The organism is Nostoc linckia z4, from assembly GCF_002608075.1.
Lineage (GTDB): Bacteria > Cyanobacteriota > Cyanobacteriia > Cyanobacteriales > Nostocaceae > Nostoc > Nostoc linckia.
Window position 1 is genome coordinate 1 of sequence record NZ_LAHA01000062.1, and the last position, 21,128, is coordinate 21,128.

Here is a 21,128-nt window from a genome sequence, read left to right on the forward strand (position 1 = left end):
CGCCTTCATCGCAGCACCCCCAGTAGACATCGACGGCATCCGCGAACCAGTAGCAGGTTCCTTACTCTACGGAAACAACATCATCTCCGGAGCAGTAGTACCATCTTCTAACGCCATTGGTTTACACTTCTACCCAATTTGGGAAGCAGCATCATTAGATGAATGGCTTTACAACGGTGGCCCTTACCAATTGGTAATCTTCCACTTCCTGATTGGCGTATTCTGCTACTTAGGTCGTGAGTGGGAACTATCTTACCGCTTGGGAATGCGTCCTTGGATCTGCCTAGCGTTCTCCGCTCCCGTAGCAGCAGCAACAGCAGTATTCTTGATTTACCCCATCGGACAAGGTTCATTCTCTGACGGTATGCCCTTGGGTATTTCCGGAACCTTCAACTTCATGATCGTGTTCCAAGCAGAACACAACATCTTGATGCACCCCTTCCACATGTTAGGAGTGGCTGGTGTATTCGGTGGTTCTTTATTCTCTGCAATGCACGGTTCTCTAGTAACCTCTTCCTTAGTACGTGAAACCACCGAAAGCGAATCTCAAAACTACGGATACAAATTCGGTCAAGAAGAAGAAACCTACAACATCGTAGCAGCGCACGGTTACTTCGGTCGCTTAATCTTCCAATACGCTTCCTTCAACAACAGCCGTTCCTTGCACTTCTTCCTAGCTGCATGGCCTGTAATTGGAATCTGGTTCACCGCCTTGGGTGTAAGCACAATGGCTTTCAACTTGAACGGTTTCAACTTCAACCAGTCCATCATCGACTCTCAAGGTCGCGTCATCAACACCTGGGCTGACATCATCAACCGTGCGAACCTGGGTATGGAAGTAATGCACGAGCGCAATGCTCACAACTTCCCCTTAGACTTGGCATCTGCCCAAGCGGCTCCTGTTGCAATCAGCGCTCCTGCTATCAACGGTTAATCATCGAGTCTAACTAAATAGAAAACGCTCTCTGGAAACAGAGGGCGTTTTGTCGATTTTGGTCATTTAAGGCAAGTCTATTGTTTAGGACATCATATTGAAAGCAACTTAAGTATCAGAAAGTTTTTCTGTGGCAACAAAAAAACAAGTTTATCTCAATTGTGAAAAAGTTTTTTTGGAAAAACTGGAACACCATTTTGGATTTTAGATTTCTAGAGTGAATGATTGAGTGCCCTAGCGATCTAAAATTACACTGTGAATCGGCAAACAAGAAGCAAATAAGTTCCGTGTATGAAGCGTCAAAGCTCTATTTTTTCATTGATTTTAGTATTATTGGCCACATTTCTCATTAGTTGTGGCGGGCCTGGTGTTGCAGTTGCACCTCCAACGTACACTGCAAGCCAAATTGCGGAAATTAAGGAATACGTTCCCGAAATTCAAGCTGTGCGCGATCGCTCACAAGAGTTGAAAACCCTGATTCAAAAACAAGATTGGATCAACGTGAGCAACTTTATACACGGCCCAATAACAGAAGCAAGGTTGAACTTGACTTATGTCACTCCCCACCTTCTACCCAAAGACCAAACCCCAGCACGTCAAATAACGCGAGATTTGTTTAACCACTTGGTTAAAATCAATCAAGGCGCTTCCTCTGGTAACGCTCAACTTGCGTTGACTAACTCCGAAGCCGCTTTCGCAGATATTGACAAATTCCTCCAGTTGCTTCCTGAGGCAAGCACTCAATAGAAGCAAGTTAAGGTAGGGATGGGGGGATGAGGGAGTAGAAGGAGCAAGGGAGATGAGTTTTTCCCCTCTGCCCTTAGTGGTCTGCCAACCCAAAAATGCGCTTCTTTCGGGCTGGGGAAAGAGAAAGGGGTAAAGGGTAAGGGATTTAAAACCTTTCCCCTTTCCCCTTTCCCCTTTAAAGAGCTAAGTCCCGAAAGCGAACTACTAGAACCCCTCTGCCTCTTGTGCCCCATACCCTTAATTTCAAATAAACAATGAGTCATGTAGTCATTATCGGTTCTGGTGTAGTTGGAGCTGCCATCGCTTATGAACTCAGTCATGTAAAAGGGCTGAAAATCACTGTTTTCGACCGACAACCACCAGCACAAGCTTCTACGGGTGCTGCACTTGGCGTTTTGATGGGGGTAATCAGTCAAAAAATCAAGGGCAAGGCTTGGCAAATGCGACAAACTAGCATCCAACGCTATGAAACTTTGATTCCAGAATTAGAAACTTTAACAAATCGTCAGATACCTTTTAACCGCCAAGGAATTCTTATGCTGTTGTCCGATGTCAGCGAGGAAATTTCAGCATGGGAAAAGTTAGTAGAAACTCGCCACTCTCAAGGCTGGGAGTTAGAGATTTGGGACACTGGTAAACTGAAAAATATTTGTCCTCAGGTAAATTGTGAAAAAATTACTGGCGCTGTCTATTCTCCTCAAGACCGTCAACTCGATCCAACTGCGCTGACATTGGCTTTAGTTGAGGCTGCTCAGCATAATGGTGTGACTTTCAAATTTGGTGTAGCTGTTTTAGATAGTGAAACTTCAATGATTGAATCTTCACTCCAATGTTGCCATCACCTAGAGACTACGGAAGGAAAAATAGCTGCTGATTGGTTTGTAGTGGCAGCAGGATTAGGTTCAACACCACTCACAGCAAAGTTAAACCAGCAGATTGATATCCGTCCGGTGTTGGGACAGGCTTTACAAGTACATTTAGAGCATCCATTGGGCAATCCCGACTTCCAGCCAGCCATTACAGGTAATGATGTCCATATTGTTCCTGTGGGTGGTGGAGATTATTGGCTTGGTGCAACAGTGGAATTTCCCACCAACGGCGATGAAATACCGCCGAATCAACAACTGTTGGAATCTGTGAGAGAACAAGCGATCGCATTTTGCCCAGAATTAGCTACAGCAAGTATTGTCCGCACTTGGTCTGGATTACGCCCCCGTCCTGAAGGACGCCCAGCCCCAGTTATTGGTCAGTTACCTGGATTTAGTAATGTCCTATTGGCCACTGGACACTATCGCAACGGCGTTTTATTGGCTCCCGCTACAGCACATGCAATTCGTGAGATGATTATTCCTCAGGGACAAGGGCATGGGGCATAGGGCATGGGAAGCAGAGGGGGCAGGGGAAAAGGTTAAAGGTTAAAGGGAAAAGGAATAAATTTAATCTTTCCCTTTTTCCCCGGTTGGTGAGCTTGTCGAACCATACCCCTTTCCCTTTCCCCGTGCCCAATGCCCAATGCCCAACGCCCCATGCCCAACGCCCCATGCCCAATCTATAAGAAAAATAGCGTGTCAATAACAGAACATAAAATAACTGTAAATTCACTCGAATGGTTTTATCGTGAATCTTCACCAATCGGCAGAACTGATTTAACGCCAGTAGTGTTGCTACACGGCTTAGTTTCACAAAGTTACAGTTGGCGTAATATTATACCTGCTTTAGCTAATCAAGGTACGAGAGCGATCGCCCCAGATTGGATTGGTTACGGGTTTTCTGCAAAACCAGAAAAACGAGATTTTGCTTACACTCCCGATGCTTTTATTACGGCTTTAGAAGAATTTATCAAAGCACTAGAACTCGAACATTTTTCTTTAGTTGTACAAGGCTTTTTGGGTTCTGTAGGACTACAATATGCTTTGCGTCATCCAGAAAAAATTGCCAATTTAGCTATCTTAAATACACCAATTTCCCAGACGGCGAAGTTACCCTGGAAAATTAAACAAATGGGTTTACCTTTGGCTGGTGAAGTTATGACCCAAGACCCTTTGTTAGTTGACCGCACACTAGAAGGTGGTAGCCGTTATCGCATTGAAGATAAGGATTTAGATGTTTATCGAAAACCATTTTTAACAACTTCTGCATCTGGTCGAAGTTTGTTAGCAAGTATCCGCAATTTACAGCTTGATTCTGCAATGACAGAAATCGAATCTGGGTTTAAAGAATGGCAACAGCCAATTCTCATTCAATGGGGTACTATTGACCCTTGGTTACCTGTAGACATTGCAGAAAATTTTGCTAACTCGGTATCGAATGCAGAATTAATAAAACTTAATAACGTCGGACATTATCCTCAAGAACATTACCATGAGACTATTTTAGAAGACCTTTTACCCTTTGTGCGTCGTAAAGAGGCTCATTGAGAATATACCTCAGACAAAAATCGATAATATAAAAAAGAATTCAGAATTCAGAACTGAGAATTCAGGAGTCATAATCATGTCTGGCTAATTACACGTGATGAAAATTTCTGTGTGTCCCCCCATCCCCTAATACGGTTCGGATAAGCAGTATGAACTTATTTTATGGTCTGGGAAAAGGTTAAGGGGTAAGGTGATTTGGATGTATTTGAAACATGAGTCCCTTTCTCCTTTCCCCTTTAACCGAACCGTATTGCCTTATCCCCCCTGTCTTGGCGTCAGTTCTAATGATAAATCTTTTACCGGACACGATATTAGGACTCAGAATCAATTAGTGGAAAATTTTCAGTGGCCATTAATTGTAGTCTGCTAAAGAAAAGATTGAGTAGTGAAATTCAAATATTTTTTCATTGTTCAAACTCTATTCTTTCGCTGCTAGAGTATTCTGAATTCTGACTTCTGAATTCTGAATTCTGACCGCTAAAAATGCATCACAACCACACTGATGGAGATTGGAATTCATGGCTTATTCATGGTTTAAAGCATTTCATATTGTTGGGTTTGTAGTTTGGTTCGCTGGTTTGTTTTATTTAGTACGTCTTTTTATTTATCATGTTGAAGCGAACCTTGAACCAGAACCAGCGCGAACCATACTGAAAAATCAGTATCAAATTATGGAAAAGCGTCTGTACCATATCATCACTAACCCAGGAATGTATGTGACGATCGCAATGGCCATCGGTTTAATCAGCACCGAACCAGAAGTGTTAAAAGAAGGCTGGTTACATATCAAACTGCTGTTTGTAGCTATTCTCATCGGCTATCATCATTATTGCGCTCATCTGATTAAGAAGTTAGCAGCAGATCAATGTGCTTGGAGTAGTCAGCAATTACGGGCGTTAAATGAAGCACCGACAGTTATGTTGGTAGCCATCGTATTACTGGCTATATTTAAAAATAATCTACCAACGGATATGGCTGCCTGGGGCATTTTTGCCATGATTATTTTGATGGCAGTTACTATTCAACTTTATGCCAAAAAACGTAGGCAGGATAAAGAAAAGTTGACGGCACAAATAGGGCAAATTCCACAAGAACAAAGTTAGATAAAATTGTCTGGAATCTTTCAGTTAAACAAATTTCAAAGGCTGAGAGAAATTTACTAATTCGTAATTTGTAATGGGCGTCTTGGAGAGAAGCCCATTATGAATTACGAATTATTTTAATAAGTCATCTCCTGGAATGACTGTGGTGTAAAAGACATAATTTTTACTAGCTACATAGCGGCGGTCTTGTTTAATTATTGACATAAACTCCCGATGTCCTTCGCGTCTACGTCCTACTAAACAACCTGCACTAGCATTTTTAATATCATTTACAGGAGCATCATAACCCCAGTGTTGATTGACAAAGAAAAGACCTGTATCAAGTTTGTCACCAGTGCGTTGAAAATCTTTGTTAAAATCTCGGTGAACAGTGATAGGTGCAACTTGGACTAATGCTTCGTGGGGTTCTGAAGTTCCGTGTGTACCAACAGACCAAGCTTTGTATTGCCCAAATTTAATTCTAGCTGCACCTCCGGGATTCATCGGATTATAAGTATAGTATCTGCCTGGTTCTGTGGTGGCTTGCCAGTGATTGACAATTTTCGGAACACCGTCTTCTATTTCAATTACCAGACGGCGATCGTTGAATTGATTCGGTGTATCGCTGTTGAGAGTCCAGTCTTCATTTACTCCTTCTAAATAAATAATGTTGTATTCTTTCGGGTTAGTAGATATCTGATAATTTTTTGCCTGCATGTATTTGATAATCTTGCTGGCAATGTCATTACCCAGTTTTAAGGGGGGTTTAGGAAGTTCCTCTGCTTTAGTTTCAATTAGTTCTTTGGCGGTGAGTGCGCCTAAATAGTCAGTCTCCTCAATTTTCATTAATTCTTGAAACTTTTTCAGGGCTGTGGCAGATACCGGCCCAAACTTATCATCGGCTGGAGGGTCGAGTAAACCCAAGCCAATTAACAATATTTGAATCTGACGAGTTAATTCTGGATCTTTAGCGATCGCCTCGAATCCCCATTTTTCATCTGTTCCTAAGAAATCTTGTAGTTTCATTATGCACCTAACTTTATTAACTTATTTCTCAGTATAAACATCATTTTTAGGATTGACCTTGTTTTAAACTATACTTTTGTATTTAATATAAAGTTAAATTTTTTAGTATTGATTTATGATTTAATACACAAAATTTTACATAATTTTACTTAAATCAAAGTTGAATGCTAATGAAATATTTATACTTAACTATTTTTGGATTGACAAAAAGATATAAACCATTCCCAGACTAGTTTGTAAGGCAGAACATATTAACAAATCTTCAATGAAGAAATAATTTTTTGTATAAAAAGTTGCCAAATTTTATGCGGGTAAAGTAGCTTTGTCATAACTAAAAAAGTCAAAGTTACTTTTAGGTATTGCATAACAATGGCAAATAAAATACTACTTAGCTTAGTGGATTTAAAACCAGAATATCAGAAGCTTTGGGATAGCTGCGAAATCAAGCCAGATAAACTCAGCACGACTCAAAACATAGTTGCAAAAATTAGTGGCGATCGCCTTCGTTACGAAGTACTGCAACAAAAAATCAATGTACCTTGGTACTTTGTTGCAGTCATCCATAACATGGAATCTTCCCTGAACTTCACCAAACATTTGCACAACGGCGACTCGCTAAAAAAACGCACTATCAACGAACCATCAGGCAGACCACTTGCTGACCCCATCAAAGGCTGGCAGGTAGGTTACACCTGGGAAGAAAGCGCCATTGATGCTTTGACAATGAAAGAATTCAACCGAGTCAAAGATTGGAGTTTGCCAGCACAGCTTTGGCAACTAGAAAGATACAACGGTTTTGGCTATAGAAAATACCATCCAGAAGTTCTCACACCATATTTGTGGTCGGGGACTAACCACTACAGCAAAGGCAAATATGTAACTGATGGCAAATGGGATGCCAATGCAATTTCTGAGCAAATTGGTATAGCAGCTTTGCTAAAAGTTTTGATAAAAGAAGCAAATATTAATATTTCAGAAGGTGTAGCGATCGCCTGAGGAAGACGCGGGGAGGGGAAGGTGGGGAGATGGGGAGATGGGGAGATGGGGAGATGGGGGGACGCGGGGACGCAAAGAGGAAAGTGTCCCCCCTACCCGCCTTTACTTAATTCGCTGCTGGACATCTTGCCCATCCGAAAAAACTAATGTGGGTGTAGATGGGGTTTTAGTTTGGTAGGCGTTTTTGATAGCAACCCAGTTACTTGCAATTGGCATTCGCCAGCCAGTTCCAAAGGCGCGGTCAGTGATTTTTAAACCGGGGGGTGCTTGTCGGCGTTTAAATTCAGCACGTGCAACCATTTGAATTACTCGGTCTACAATCAGAGTATCGTGACCGGCGGCGACAATTTGGGCTGCTGATTGGTGTTCGTGAATCAAGCGTTGCAAAATATCGTCCAAAATTTCGTAAGGCGGTAGAGAGTCTTGGTCTACTTGGCCTGGTTTGAGTTCGGCGCTTGGTGCTTTAGTCAAGACATTTTGGGGGATGATTTCGCTATTTTGGTTTAACCAATAACAAAGTGAATAAACGCGGGTTTTGGGAACATCTGCGATTACTGCTAAACCGCCATTCATATCGCCGTAGAGAGTGCAGTAACCAACTGCCATTTCTGACTTGTTACCGGTAGATAAGAGAAGATAGCCAAATTTATTAGCGATCGCCATTAATAAATTACCCCGAATCCGGGATTGGATATTCTCTTCTGCCAATCCAAATTCTGTGCCTGCAAATAAAGTGGCTAAGGTGCGATCGAAGCCTTGCATTAACTGTTCAATTGGTAAAATATCAGTTTTAATTCCCAAATTTTTCGCTAAAGCCAAAGCATCGCTAATGGAATGTTCAGAACTATAAGGCGAAGGCATGAGAACCCCCAGCACATTTTCTTTACCAAGGGCAGCAGTGGCGATGGCTGCTACTAATGCTGAATCAATACCGCCACTTAAACCCAAAACTACTTTAGAAAAGCGGCATTTGCGGGCATAATCTCTGACTCCTAAAACCAAAGCTTGCCAGATTTCTTCATCTTCTGATTCATAGGCAGGAGTCACAGCACTTACTTGTAAATCTCGCAGTGTTTCATCAAATTCCACCGCCAACAAATCAGCCTCAAAACCACGGGCACGACAGATAATTTCACCGTTACGATTCAAAGCAAAACTGCGACCATCAAAAATTAAATCATCATTTCCCCCAACCTGATTAGCATAAATAATCGGTTGTTGAAAACGCACTGCGCTATGCTGGAGCATTGTTTCCCGAAACTTTTGTTTCCCCGCAGTATAAGGAGAAGCAGATAAATTAACAATTAAATCTACACCTAAAATTGCTAAATCAGCAATGGGATTCACAGCATAACTACGTTTACCCCAGAATTCTTCATCATTCCATAAATCTTCGCAAATAGTAACGCCAATATTGAGATTATCTAAGGTGAAATAATTAGCTTGCAAGCCTGGTTCAAAATAGCGACGTTCATCAAAAACATCGTAAGTAGGCAAAAGTCGCTTGTGAAAAACTTGCTTTACTTTGCCATTTTCTAACAAAGCAATACTGTTAAATAAACTTTTAGCGCCAGTAATATGTGCTGTGATATTTTGTTGAACAGTTCCTACTAGCACAGCTAAATCTGCTGGTAAATCCTGGGCTAAGTTTTGCAAAGTTATATTCATAGCTTCCACAAAACTAGGATTTAATAATAAATCCCTTGGTGGATAGCCACACAAAGAAAGTTCTGGTGTGAGTAACAAACGCGCACCCCCAGATACAGCGCGTTGTGCCGCTTCTAGGATTTGTCTGGCATTTCCTAGTAAATCACCAATTATCGGATTAATTTGAGCGATGGCAATTTTCATATTAGTTATTAGTTATTGGGGATTGGGCATGGGGCATTGGGCATTGGGCATTGGGCATGATGAGATGAAGGGAAAATAATAATTCCTCAGAGTCAACAGTCAACAGTCATCATTAAATAAACACCAAAGGTTTATCTTTCAACGGGGCAAAGGCTTCAGCATCAAATTTATACAAACTAGCCGGACGACCAGCACCGCGTGAGACTTTTATTCCGGTATCGGATAAAAAACCTAATTTTAGTAAACGCGCCCGAAAATTAGAATAATCGGCAAAATTATCGCCTAAAACGGTGGTGTATAACTGATATAAATCATTTAACGTGAACATTTCTGGTAAGACTTCAAAAGCCACTGGACTGTACTCTAATTTATTTCGCAAACGCCTATGTCCATAGGTCAAAATTTCATTGTGATCGAAAGCTAATTGTGGAACTTGTTTAACCGGATACCAAGCTATGCCGGCGACGCCATCGGCAATTAATTCAGCTTCTTCAAATCGCACTAGGGCAAAATAACTAACAGATAAATAACGAACGCCATAACTATCGGTTGCTTCCCGTGGGTCGCGATTCGGGCCTCCAAAAGTATAAAGTTGTTCTAAATAAAGGTTGTTGACCTTGATTTTCTCTGCCATAATGCGATAGGCGGCATCTTCTAAAGACTCTCCTGGACGGACTAATGTGCCGGGAAGACTCCAATGATTTAAAAATGGTTCTTGCTGTCGCATTACTAACAGAACTAACAGCCGATTTTGTGCAGTATCTACAGAAAAAATTACATTATCAACACCAACCTTGAAATCGGCCAAAGGTTGTTGATTTACCGGAGTTGAAATCTTTTTTTGCTGGCGTCCTGGCATTTGTATAAATGCTCTCGATGAATATAAGCAACTACAGGGGGAGTCAGGGCTTGAGAATCTCCATGTTCGCGGTAGGCTGTTGAGGAAATATCTAGACCGGTTAGACTAGCGATCGCTATCTTCCCTCCTAACTTTTGCACTTGTTCCAAACTAGACTCATCTATTGCATATCGCGGTCGTGGCACAATCAATAGTTGCACTTCCTGTAACAAATCTTCAATACGATACCAGCGTGGTAGCTGAGTAAGTAAATCGGAACCAATGACTAATGTTAATTCAACGTTTTTACCCCAACGCACTTTGGCTTTTTCCACTGTTTCCAGGGTTCTCAAGCTACTCAATTCTTGTTCTAAGGCAATATTGTGTCGTGGCGCATCGATATCCGCAATCAATAATTGCAGCATTGCCGCCCGATGTTCTAAAGGTGTTTGATGGGACTTAAATGGATTATCTGCTGCCCAAACCGCCACGCCATCGTAAATTTCAGATAACCAACTTAAAACTTTTTGATGTCCAGCAGTTGGCGGATCGGCACTTGTGCCAAATAAAGCAATTCTCATCATCTTGTGGGATTTTGGATTTTGGATTTTAGATTTTGGATTATGGAAGAGTCACTAAATAAGCTTTTTGGCGATTCATCCATCTATCGCAATCATTGTTCAAATTGCTATTACTTTGCGTCCTTCTCTAACGAGACGCTACCCGAATGCGGTAGCCTGCGGTAAGTCGCTGGCGCGTCTACGTTTCTGAGTCTGTTGTGTTAACACCTGCAACTTTTCAGAAATTTCTACTTCTAAGGCCACAGGACGATCCAAGCGCCGTGTCTGTTCTGGCAAACTAGCAACGGAGGCAGCAGTACGCTGGCGAATTGTTTCTAAAGTTTCCAGCGGTTGCGTGGGTTTACCGTGCTGAACTACCAACTGCAATAATGGTTGTTCTTCCCCCGAACTTTCACCTAAAAGTCCCAATCTGTCTGCTTTTACCTTACCTCCTGTCAACGAGCGAAAAATCTGTTTGCGTCCTGGATAAGTTACCTTACCACTGGATTGTTTCATCACTGGGATGCCATCAATCTCTACAAGTTTGTAAACTCCATTTACCGGAGAACCCGTAACTAATCGCGTCCCCAATCCGTAACCGTCGATTTCTGCCCCAGCAGCTTTGAGTCTGGCAATTTCCCACTCGTCCAAGTCGCCACTAGCAAAAATTGGCACATTGGGAAGTAGCGATCGCACCTGTTTTGAGAGGTCAACTAAATCACCAGAGTCCAATCTCACGCCTGTTAATTGCATTTCACCGGAATTTACTTTTGCCGCTAAGCCTTGGGCCGCAGCGATGGTATCGTAGGTGTCAATTAACAATGGCGCACCCGGAAAATATCGATGAAATGCACTAAAGGCTTGTTCTTCAGTGCCTTCTATGGCTGAGAGTGCCATTACTAAGGCGTGTGCCATCGTACCACTTGGCTTTTGACCCAGTTGTAGCGCTGCTAACACATTAGAAGTAGAATCTAAACCACCAGCCAAGGCCGCCCGCGCCGCCCACAAAGACCCCTGGGGACTAAAGGCGCGTCTGGTGCCAAATTCCAAAAGTGTTGCTGACTCTCCAGCCACATCCCGCAACCGTGCCGCTTTTGTGGCAATTAAAGTTTGATAATTAATAGTGTTTAACAGATAAGTTTCCACCAATTGTGCTTGCCAAAGAGGTGCTTCCACCCGCAACAATGGCTGATTGGCAAACACAGCCGTACCTTCTGGTACTGCCCAAACATCCCCGGTGAACTTGCCTTGGGCTAACAACGACCAAAAGCGATCGCTTACTCCAGCAAAAATTCCCGTCGCCTGTAATGCTGCAATTTGCGATGGACTAAAGCGTAATTTCGCTAAATATTCCAACGCCTGCGTCAAACCCATTGCAATTAAATAACCAAAATTCTCTGGTAAGCGTCTGACAGACAATTCAAAACTTGCCCGTCGTTGTTCTATACCTTCCCCTGTGTAACAAGCGGCCATTGTCAATTGATAAAGGTCAGTCAGCAAGCTGTAGTCATCCGCACACAGGTTTAACTCCTGGTTTTGCTGGCTTTGTTGTTTATGTACATAGTCCAAATCTGGGAAAGTTGTCATGGCAGAGCTGCCTTATAAAAATGACTCTTTGATTTATGGTAATATTTACCATAAATATTGTCAACTTGTAGCAAATATGTTTCACAAACCACTGAAAAACCTTGGTTTTTAGGCATATTAACAATAATTTTATCAAAAATTTAATATTTTTTAATAGTAATAGCTATTAATAGCGCTATGAGCCAATACGCTTCAGGTAAGGTAGCTCCCAAAAATAAATTATTCTGGTTCAGGTTGTTGACGGTTGACAGTCAACAGTCAAGGCTTCGACTCCGCTCAGCCTTGACCCTGAGCGGAGTCGTACCACTTCCCTCCGGGACGCTCCGCGAACGTGGAAGCAAGCTACGCGTAGCGGCGACCATAGGAGAAGGGTCAACAGTCTTCTGTGGAATATTTTTTTACTTAGAAGTCCCTAAGCCGCTTTGCTTTGCGAAATTTTGCAGCTTCAAACTCAATCCCCAGTCCCAAACTCGAATTGAAGAAATAGCTATGTTACAATTAGAATTAAGGAAAAAAATTTTGACTTTTTGAAAAGCTAAAGTATTGCAAACTTATCTGAATAAACATTGCATACATTCTCAATATATTGAGAGTGGCAGCAAGCTAAGAAAATCAGGATTAAAGTATAGATATCACAACTAAAGTGACTCAAAAATTTAGGAGTCCAAATAATATGAATATTACCAAGATTTCCCAAATGCTTGCTGACATGGCACAGTATATTTATGAAGCTGCAATGCGGATTTTTGGGCCTAATGATGATGCTTATCCTACTATTGGCATACAACCTTTTACCGGTGAGCCTTACAAGAAAGGTACAGCTGATAATTGGTAGTTACTCATAGTTAGGTAGGGGTAATAAACAATTCAAAATTCAAAATTCAAAATTACAGACATTTTCAGTAGGGGATTTAAATCCCCACTGAAAATATATCGATTCAGGAATTGGCTTGATTTAAGAAGAGACTTGCAAATTAAAAAACATCCAACTTTTATTGTGGGGTGGACATCTTGTCCGCCCTTACTGATGGGCGGGCGAGACGCCCACCCCACAAGATTGAATAATTTATTTTTTAAGTAGCTCAACCTAAAAAAACGTCATACGTAGATGTCAATAAATAAATGTAGGGTGTGTTATGCCGTAGGCTAACGCACCTCTGTAGACTGTACTATAGCAATTGAGGTGCGTTACGCTTTGCGATAACGCACCCTACCATTGTTTTATGTTTAATTAAGTTGACCTACTTAGTAATCCCTAATTGTTGTTGTGAAAAATTGCGATCGCACTTTGTGTGAAAAGGATAAAACTAAGAAGTGTAAAGGTTAAAGAAGTCCTTATGGGAGAACAAAGACGACACGAAAACCGATACTGTTGAAACGGAGATCCACACCATCAGCCTTACGATTTGCACTGCGACAACCTTCTGGAAGGAAGCCCCAAGAACCACCGCGCACCAGTCTATCAGATAACAAATTCGAGAATAAACCAGTTTGTAACCAGGCACTACCATCAATTGGTGCGTACTGATAGTTATTATGATAATAATCTTGACACCATTCCCAGACGTTACCATGCATATCGTATAAACCAAAAGCGTTAGGTGGAAAATTGCCTACTGGTGTTGTTTGTCCGCGATATTGACCCTTTGGTGCAGAAGCGTATGTGTAATTTCCGTTGTAGTTTGCTAAATCTACGGTAATAGTTTCACCAAAATAAAATGGTGTAGTGGTTCCAGCACGACAAGCATATTCCCATTCAGCTTCACTCGGTAACCGATAATTTCGTTTTGTCTTTTGACTCAACTTTTGACAGAATTCCAGCGCATTCTTCCAACTCACATTTTCTACAGGTCGGTTTGCACCATTGGTGCGGAAGTAAGCAGGGTTATTCCCCATAATGGCTTCATACTGCGCTTGGGTAATTTGATATTTACCCATCAAAAACTCACGAACTGTTACCTGATGCTGTGGACGTTCGTTAGCTTTTCCCTTGTTATCTGGTGAACCCATGATAAAAGTACCACCAGGAATGGATACCATTTCTAGAATTACACCATTTCCCAAGTCTTCAATAAAGAAGTTTGCACTATGACGTTTATAGTTAATTTGTTTACCTGTTGCGTCTACTGTAACTACATCGAATTCAAAAGTTTGTAGAGATATGGTGTTTGCTTGAACTTTTGGTAATTGCGGTTGGGGAATGGAGATAATTGTTGTTGGAATTTTGGGTTTTGGGGAATTTAAATCTTCTAAAACTTCTGCTGCTGATTGATATCTTTCCTTTGGTAAATGCTTGAGTAATTTATCAATAATTTGCCCTAAATCGTCGCTGATAGTAACACCTTTTTCCTGCAAAATTTCTCGCCACAACCACTGACCATTAAAAGCATCATAAACACGGTCATGGAGATTTCCAGAGGTATCTTCCACAGCCAAACTTTGAGTTAAAAGCCGCGCACAAGTGGCACCCAAAGCGTATAAATCACTTAAAGGAGTGGCGAATCCTGCCATTTGTTCGCTTGGGGCATAACCAACGGTGTAAATTCCTGTGGCTTGTCTGGCTAAACTGGTTTGGGTTACTTGTTTTGCACCGCCAAAATCTATGAGAATTAGTTTGCGATCGCTCTGTCTTCGCATGATATTTTCTGGTTTAATATCCCGATGGATGACATGGCGATGGTGGATGAATTGCAGGACTGGTAATAAATCTGCTAACAGTTCTCGAATTTGCGCTTCACTAAAAGCTTGTTGCTGAAGTTCTTTGAGTAAAGTTTGCCCGCGAATAAATTCTTGCACGAGATACAAACTTGCGCCTTGTTCAAAATAAGCTAACAATCTCGGAATTTGAGAGTGATTTTCTCCTAATTCATAAAGTCGTTTTGCTTCTTGTTTGAATAATTCCGTTGCTTTAGTTAGTGCTGCTGTTCCTTGCACTTGGGGAAAAAATTGTTTGATGACACAAATATCATCAAATCTACCCGTGTCTTCTGCTGTGTAAGTTCTGCCAAACCCACCTTCGCCCAAGAGTTGCAAAACACGGTAACGATTTCCCAGCAGGTTACCAAAGTTATTTTGTCCACAACTCGTGCAAAATCTATTGCTATCAGGGTTGAAGGGATTTGAGCAATTAGGATTTTGGCAGATTTGCATAACTCAGAACTACAAGCAGTTTGTTCTATATATTACCAGCTTAGCTCATATTGTAATACGCTTGGGTTAAGGATTATTTGTCAAAATAATTGTTCTACAGAATACACGATAAATCCCGTCTTTACATCAGGGTTTTGAATTTTTTTGAGATTTCAATTTTTCAACGAACAATCCAAAATTTCAAATCTCAAATCTCAAATTCCCTGAGTGGATTTTCGCTAACTCAATGCATCAGGATCGATACCCAATGCACGTAACCGTTCCCGCAACCGTTGATTTTCTCGTTCTACTGTTTCCGCACGTTGGCGTTCGACTTCGGCGCGTTGGTGTTCGACTTCGGCGCGTTCGTCTCCTGTAGGGGGGTGACTAAAGGCGATGTCTACGACGGGCTACGCCTACGCATCGATCTTGGCGGAAAGGGCGATCGCCTTTGTCATGCTTTTATATTAAAGTATAAAATTATACTTATCAATTACTCTTGCCAAAATTTTTATTGATAATTTCCAAGTTTTAACGGGTGTAAATTATGTAGAATTGGCAGCACTCTACAAAACTGTAAGTAGATTTCCGGTATTTTTTCCAAAAATATTGATTTTGAACTTCAAAACTTGATTTTAGATTTCAAAACTTGATTTTAGATTTCAAAACTTGATTTTGGATTTCAAAACTTGATTTTGGATTTCAAAACTTGATTTTAGATTTCAAAACTTGATTTTGGATTTCAAAACTTGATTTTGAACTTCAAAACTTGATTTTGGATTTCAGTTTCAAGTTTCTTGGGAAAATACCACCCGAAAGCCACAAATTCTTAACCCGCCGTCTGACTCATTCCAACTACGGCTGGCGCTGCGACAAAGTTCGGCGCTAAAACTCCAAGAACCACCGCGTAAAACTCGACGATGCACATCACCGCCGACTTCCCAAACACTTGCATCGGTAGGTGCATCATGATAATTGTTATGCCACGGGTCGGCGCACCATTCCCAAACTAGCCCGTGCATATCGTATAATCCAAAGGCGTTGGCTACTTCAAAACTGCCGACGTTTGTTGTTTCTTTGCGGAATTTGCTTTTTGGTTCGTCAGCACAGCAAACCAAATCAGTGGTAATGTTTTCGCCAAAGTGAAAGGATGTCTTAGTTCCAGCACGACAAGCATATTCCCATTCCGCTTCACTGGGTAAACGATAGTCGCGTCCAGTTTTTTGTGATAGCCTCAGACAAAATTCTACAGCTTCATGCCAAGATACATTTTCTACTGGTCTATCAAAACCTTTGAATTTTGAGGGATGAGGATTTAAGGTTTGGTTGACTTTGGGTAATGCTGCTACTACTCTCCACTGTCCTTGAGTTACAGGAAATTTTCCCATAAAAAATGGTTCTACTGTCACTTGGTGTTGAGGACGTTCGTCAGCGTCTCCTTCAAAGTCTGGCGAACCCATCATATATGTACCGCCAGGAATTGATACCATTTCCAAGGTGACAGACTTACCCAATTCTTCAGCAAAAAATTTTGTACTGCGACTAACACGGCTAACTTCTCTACCTGCTGTGTCTACCGTCACCACATCAAATTCAAAACTTTCTAGAGGCGGTAACGGTACTATTACTTTTGGTGGTGGCGGCTGTAATATAGGTTGGGGAAGGGAAACCATTTTGAGTGCAACAGGTTCAAGATTTGATTTGATAAACTCCAAATCTTTGATAACTTCTGTTGCTGTTTGATACCTTTCACTGGGTAAATGTTTGAGTAATTTATCTAAAATTTTTCCTAATTCGTCGCTGATAATAATCCCTTTTTCTTGTAATCGTTCCCGCCACAACCATTTAGCGTTCATGGCATCATAAATAGGATCTTTAACTTGTCCAGAAACATCTTGTAAAGGTAAACATTGAGTTAAAAGACGCACGCAAGTTACGCCCAAAGCATACAAATCACTGGCGTGACAAGCAAAACCAGCCATTTGTTCAGTTGGTGCATAACCAAGTGTATAAATTACTGTGGCTTGTCTGCCTATACTCGTTTGTGTGACTTGCTTTGCACCACCAAAATCAATTAATACTGGTTTGCCATCGCTGGTACGGCGGATAATATTTTCTGGTTTAATATCCCGGTGAATAATATTACTGCTATGAATGAATTCTAGAACTGGCAATAAATCAGCTAAAAGTTGCCAAATTTCTGCTTCACCATAGATTTGTTTTTGGACTTCTTGTAAAAGAGTTTTTCCCTGAATAAATTCTTGCACGAGGTACAAACTAGTACCCTGTTCAAAATAAGCAAGTAATCGAGGAATTTGGGTATGATTTTCTCCGAGTTCATACAAGCGAAACGCTTCTTCTTTGAAAAATTGCGCTGCTTTAGTACGTTGTCCAGTTCCTTGAAATTGTGGGAAAAATTGCTTGATGACGCAAGGCGCATTGAGTCTATCTACATCTTCTGTAGCGTAAGTTCTGCTAAACCCACCTTCGCCTAACAGCCCCAATACTCGGTAACGGTTTCTCAGAAGTTTGCCAAAGTTGCTTTGTCCGCAACTGACACAAAATCTATTGCTATCAGAATTAAATGGATTTGAGCAATTGGGATTTTGGCAGATTTGCATAATGAAGTGAAAATAGCATCTTCTCCAAAGTTAGCCCCAATATCATCTTATTGAAAACAGTTATGTAGAGAAGCGAACACGGAATTTTTTATATGTGTTTAAAAATATGTGGGGAGTTAGGAATTAGGAGTTAGGAGTTTGGAGTTTGGAGTTTGGAGTTTGGGTGTTAGTACTGTTTGGTAACATGGTGATTTAGGCTAACGCAGTAACGCACCCTACTTTTAAAGTCTGAATTATGGATCATTCTTCAAGATAGCTGTTGTTTTCAGCTAAAAAAGTTCGCTAATAACTAAATAATGAATAACTTTTATCAGAATATAAATATTGGTAATTACTAACTAATCCGGAATCACCCCAAAGAGCCAAAGCTACGCTTTGTCTCCCCTCCCCGCAGGCGAGGAGGGGATTAAGGGGTGGGGTGCAATGGCTGTGGGAATCATAACTAATTATGCGGACATGATATGAATTCTGAATTCTGAATTCTGACTCCTGAATTCTGAGTCCTGAATTCTGACTCCTGAATTCTGAATTCTGACTTCTGACTCCTGAATTCTGAATTCTGAATTCTGAATTCTGACTCCTGACTCCTGACTCCTGAATTCTGATTTTTAGCTTTTCTTTTCTCCAGAAACACGAAGCATTTCAGCAATAAAAGCAACGATCGCGGATACGCAAATCAGCATTATACTCAAAGCGTTAATATCAGGTTTGACACCTGTTCTAATCCGACTAAAAATTTCCATTGGTAAGGTGTTAGAACCACTACCGGCAGTAAAACTGGCAATCAAAAAATCATCTAAACTCAAGACAAAAGCTAACAAGCAACCAGCAATAATACCTGGCATTAATTGAGGTAATAATACTTTGATAAATGCTTGGGTTGGTGTCGCGCCTAAATCTAATGCTGCTTCTTCTAAGTGAGGATCTAAGTTTGTCAGTCTCGAAGCAACCACAAGTCCCACGTAAGCCAGACAAAATACTACGTGTGCTGCAACTATTGTCCACAAACTCAAAGGTATGGCAAAGGCGGCTAAACATACTAAGGTAGCTACTGCGATCGCAATGTCGGGAATAATTAATGGTAGATAAGCTACGCCACGATATAAATTCTTCAGGGGAAATTGATAACGCGCTAAACCAACCGCCATCAAGGTTCCCAGCACTGCTGCAATCCCCACTGCACAACCAGCAACTATCAAACTATTTTGCAAAGCTGATAAAATGCGATCGTCGCTGAACAACTTCAAATACCAATCCAAGGTAAATCCTTGCCAAGTTGCACTGTATGGCGATTTATTAAAGCTATAAAAACCAAGTACCAATATAGGCAGGTACATAAACACAAATATCAGCAGCGAGAAAACCGCCTGCCATGTGACACGCGGTTTTTTGATATGTGGAGAAATATTCACGTTTATATTTAATTTTTCTTAGTTGGCAATACAAAATATCACATTTTATCTAAAAAGTCAATATTTTTTGAATTTACGTTGACTTGATGCTAGTTTCTTGGTGTTTCCACATGGAATAAGCTGATGCGCTTTTAAATTGCATAACTCAACTCGTTACAAAGACGCGGGGACACGGAGACACGGAGACACGGAGACACGGAGACGCGGGGACACGGGGACGCGGGGACACGGAGATGCAATTTGCTTTTTGCACTCTTGTCGTCAAAGGGATGCATCTCAGGGGAAAGGGAAAATACTAAACCTTTCCCCCTTTCCCTTGCTTCTTTTCCCTACTTCTCTTAGAAGTCTAGAGACGTTGTAATGCAACGTCTCTACATTTGTGGGTAATTTACAACTATACAATCTATCTTTGGGCACAATGGATAAATCTTTCAACTTACAAAATAGGGTGTTTAGGTATCTAAAACCCTGATTTTTTAATTAATATTTGAAAAAACCTTAGTTAATATAGCTCATACCATCTTTTTAGTCTGATATTAGCTATAGACATGGATTTAAGAAATGCGATCGCAATTTATCTATCCTAAATAATGTAGATAAAAATCATACTAAAATCTGATAAATTCAACTAAATTTATTTCCTGTGGAATCGTTAATTTATTTACTAAGGTAGACAAAAAAACTTTAGGTAAAAGCATAAGATTTTGATGCAATTGTTAATAAGGTTTGTGACTTCAGTAACTTGTCAGCGTAGATGTAACTAAGTATAAGCACAACGAAAAGAGAAAAAAATACTTGTTATTCAAGTTTTATTTTGGAGGAGGTTTGTAATGCGAATTGCTCAAGTAGCCCCATTATTGGAGAGAGTACCGCCTCCTGCTTATGGTGGCATAGAGTTAGTGGTTGGGTTGCTGACTGATGAACTAGTGCGACGCGGCCATGAAGTGACGTTATTCGCATCGGGGGATTCTGTTACTTTGGCAAAACTAGTGTCAGTTCATCCTCATTCTTTAAGACTCGATCCCACCGTCAAAGATTACAGCATTTACGAAATGCTAGAACTAGGTTCGGTGTATCAACAAGCAGCTGAGTTTGATATTATTCACTCTCACATGGGTTATACGGCATTACCCTATGCCAATTTAGTCGCAACCCCTACAGTTCATACATTGCATGGTATTTTTACCCCTGAAAACAAAAAGATGTTTACTTTTGGTAAAAAACAACCATACGTTAGCATTTCTGATGCCCAACGAGAACCAAGATTAGCATTAAATTATGTAGCAACCGTCTACAACGGAATTAATATCAACAAGTATGAGTTTTATCCTCAACCAGAAAATCCGCCTTATTTGGCATTTTTAGGTCGCATGTCTCCAGAAAAAGGAGTCCATTTAGCCATAGAAATTGCTAAACAAGCTGGTTGGGATTTGAAAATGGCGGGTAAAGTAGATGTTGTTGATGTGGAATATTTTGAGACAAAAATTAAACCACAAATTGACGGCCAGCAAATTCAATATTTAGGTGAAGCTAACCATGCTCAAAAAAATGCGTTGATGGGAGGTGCAATAGCAACTTTATTTCCTATTACTTGGCGAGAACCTTTTGGCTTAGTGATGGTTGAATCAATGGCTTCGGGTACGCCTGTGATTGCGATGAAATTGGGATCTACCCAAGAAGTAATTGTCGAGGGTAAAACAGGTTTTCTTTGTGATGGTATTCAAGACTGTATCAGTGCTATTGACAAAGTAACAAATTTAGACCGCTATGCTTGTCGCCAACATGTAGAAAGCCATTTCACTGTTAAACAAATGGTTGATGGTTATGAAGCAGTTTATCAACAAATTATGGAAGAAAAATTTTCTCAAAATGGGCACTACAGTAATTTGCTGACTTTAGGGAGATAAGGATTTAAATAAGGGAGTTAA

Annotated in this window: 16 protein-coding genes; 8 read left to right on the forward strand and 8 right to left on the reverse strand. The window is 40.9% G+C overall.

From position 1 onward, the window contains the following. From psbA to hemJ, 5 genes are all read left to right on the forward strand, one after another. Window positions 1-934, forward strand: a 934-nt coding sequence (psbA, locus tag VF06_RS31805; RefSeq protein WP_099084295.1) for a photosystem II q(b) protein, incomplete at its 5' end; no start/stop codon positions are given. Between the two features lie 291 nt (window positions 935-1,225). After that, on the forward strand, window positions 1,226-1,681 hold the full coding sequence (gene psbQ / locus VF06_RS31810) for a photosystem II protein PsbQ (protein ID WP_099071855.1): 456 nt from the start codon (window positions 1,226-1,228) through the stop codon (window positions 1,679-1,681). A gap of 254 nt (window positions 1,682-1,935) precedes the next feature. Next, on the forward strand, window positions 1,936-3,057 hold the full coding sequence (locus VF06_RS31815; RefSeq protein ID WP_099071854.1) for an NAD(P)/FAD-dependent oxidoreductase: 1,122 nt from the start codon (window positions 1,936-1,938) through the stop codon (window positions 3,055-3,057). A gap of 189 nt (window positions 3,058-3,246) precedes the next feature. Then, entirely contained in the window at window positions 3,247-4,098 is an 852-nt protein-coding gene (locus VF06_RS31820; RefSeq protein ID WP_099071857.1) for an alpha/beta fold hydrolase, read from the forward strand. 518 nt (window positions 4,099-4,616) lie between these two features. After that, complete coding sequence (gene hemJ, locus VF06_RS31825; protein ID WP_099071853.1) at window positions 4,617-5,201, forward strand: protoporphyrinogen oxidase HemJ; 585 nt, start codon at window positions 4,617-4,619, stop codon at window positions 5,199-5,201. Window positions 5,202-5,312: 111 nt separating this feature from the next. On the opposite strand, the gene VF06_RS31830 is transcribed toward hemJ, so the two are convergent. Further along, window positions 5,313-6,206: a peptidoglycan-binding domain-containing protein gene (locus VF06_RS31830; protein WP_099071852.1), complete on the reverse strand. Its 894-nt coding sequence runs from the start codon at window positions 6,204-6,206 to the stop codon at window positions 5,313-5,315. A gap of 369 nt (window positions 6,207-6,575) precedes the next feature. Here VF06_RS31830 and VF06_RS31835 point away from each other — a divergent pair, with 369 nt between their 5' ends. Next, window positions 6,576-7,202, forward strand: coding sequence for a hypothetical protein (locus VF06_RS31835; protein WP_099071851.1), 627 nt, complete (start codon window positions 6,576-6,578; stop codon window positions 7,200-7,202). Between the two features lie 102 nt (window positions 7,203-7,304). Here VF06_RS31835 and VF06_RS31840 read toward each other — a convergent pair whose 3' ends face one another. From VF06_RS31840 to VF06_RS31855, 4 genes are all read right to left on the reverse strand, one after another. After that, window positions 7,305-9,053, reverse strand: coding sequence for an NAD+ synthase (locus VF06_RS31840; protein WP_099071850.1), 1,749 nt, complete (start codon window positions 9,051-9,053; stop codon window positions 7,305-7,307). A gap of 112 nt (window positions 9,054-9,165) precedes the next feature. Further along, complete coding sequence (locus tag VF06_RS31845; protein WP_099071849.1) at window positions 9,166-9,912, reverse strand: NUDIX hydrolase; 747 nt, start codon at window positions 9,910-9,912, stop codon at window positions 9,166-9,168. Next, window positions 9,873-10,472, reverse strand: a complete 600-nt coding sequence (locus tag VF06_RS31850; protein WP_099071848.1) for a nicotinate-nucleotide adenylyltransferase — start codon at window positions 10,470-10,472, stop codon at window positions 9,873-9,875. Before VF06_RS31850 ends, VF06_RS31845 begins: the two co-directional genes overlap by 40 nt. Before the next feature lie 138 nt (window positions 10,473-10,610). Continuing rightward, window positions 10,611-12,038, reverse strand: coding sequence for a nicotinate phosphoribosyltransferase (locus VF06_RS31855; protein ID WP_099071847.1), 1,428 nt, complete (start codon window positions 12,036-12,038; stop codon window positions 10,611-10,613). Window positions 12,039-12,711: 673 nt separating this feature from the next. Between VF06_RS31855 and VF06_RS31865 the strand changes: the two genes are divergently transcribed. Beyond that, complete coding sequence (locus tag VF06_RS31865; protein WP_099071846.1) at window positions 12,712-12,873, forward strand: nicotinate phosphoribosyltransferase; 162 nt, start codon at window positions 12,712-12,714, stop codon at window positions 12,871-12,873. A 500-nt stretch (window positions 12,874-13,373) separates the two neighbouring features. Here the strand turns inward: VF06_RS31865 and VF06_RS31870 are convergent, their stop codons facing one another. From VF06_RS31870 to VF06_RS31885, 3 genes are all read right to left on the reverse strand, one after another. Continuing rightward, window positions 13,374-15,188, reverse strand: a complete 1,815-nt coding sequence (locus VF06_RS31870) for a bifunctional serine/threonine-protein kinase/formylglycine-generating enzyme family protein (RefSeq protein ID WP_099071845.1) — start codon at window positions 15,186-15,188, stop codon at window positions 13,374-13,376. 767 nt (window positions 15,189-15,955) lie between these two features. Next, window positions 15,956-17,788, reverse strand: coding sequence for a bifunctional serine/threonine-protein kinase/formylglycine-generating enzyme family protein (locus VF06_RS31880; protein WP_099071844.1), 1,833 nt, complete (start codon window positions 17,786-17,788; stop codon window positions 15,956-15,958). Between the two features lie 608 nt (window positions 17,789-18,396). Then, window positions 18,397-19,200: an ABC transporter permease gene (locus VF06_RS31885; RefSeq protein ID WP_099071843.1), complete on the reverse strand. Its 804-nt coding sequence runs from the start codon at window positions 19,198-19,200 to the stop codon at window positions 18,397-18,399. A gap of 830 nt (window positions 19,201-20,030) precedes the next feature. On the opposite strand from VF06_RS31885, the gene VF06_RS31890 reads away from it, so the two are divergent. Further along, entirely contained in the window at window positions 20,031-21,107 is a 1,077-nt protein-coding gene (locus tag VF06_RS31890) for a glycosyltransferase family 4 protein (RefSeq protein ID WP_099071842.1), read from the forward strand. Window positions 21,108-21,128 lie beyond the last annotated feature (21 nt).

Coding starts and splice junctions, on each gene's coding strand:
- VF06_RS31840 (WP_099071850.1), bottom strand. CDS start 9,053: ATGAAAATTGCCATCGCTCAAATTAATCCGATAATTGGTGATTTACTA.
- VF06_RS31835 (WP_099071851.1), top strand. CDS start 6,576: ATGGCAAATAAAATACTACTTAGCTTAGTGGATTTAAAACCAGAATAT.
- VF06_RS31865 (WP_099071846.1), top strand. CDS start 12,712: ATGAATATTACCAAGATTTCCCAAATGCTTGCTGACATGGCACAGTAT.
- VF06_RS31880 (WP_099071844.1), bottom strand. CDS start 17,788: ATGCAAATCTGCCAAAATCCCAATTGCTCAAATCCATTTAATTCTGAT.
- VF06_RS31890 (WP_099071842.1), top strand. CDS start 20,031: ATGCGAATTGCTCAAGTAGCCCCATTATTGGAGAGAGTACCGCCTCCT.
- psbQ (WP_099071855.1), top strand. CDS start 1,226: ATGAAGCGTCAAAGCTCTATTTTTTCATTGATTTTAGTATTATTGGCC.
- VF06_RS31830 (WP_099071852.1), bottom strand. CDS start 6,206: ATGAAACTACAAGATTTCTTAGGAACAGATGAAAAATGGGGATTCGAG.
- VF06_RS31870 (WP_099071845.1), bottom strand. CDS start 15,188: ATGCAAATCTGCCAAAATCCTAATTGCTCAAATCCCTTCAACCCTGAT.
- VF06_RS31855 (WP_099071847.1), bottom strand. CDS start 12,038: ATGACAACTTTCCCAGATTTGGACTATGTACATAAACAACAAAGCCAG.
- VF06_RS31815 (WP_099071854.1), top strand. CDS start 1,936: ATGAGTCATGTAGTCATTATCGGTTCTGGTGTAGTTGGAGCTGCCATC.
- VF06_RS31845 (WP_099071849.1), bottom strand. CDS start 9,912: ATGCCAGGACGCCAGCAAAAAAAGATTTCAACTCCGGTAAATCAACAA.
- VF06_RS31850 (WP_099071848.1), bottom strand. CDS start 10,472: ATGAGAATTGCTTTATTTGGCACAAGTGCCGATCCGCCAACTGCTGGA.
- hemJ (WP_099071853.1), top strand. CDS start 4,617: ATGGCTTATTCATGGTTTAAAGCATTTCATATTGTTGGGTTTGTAGTT.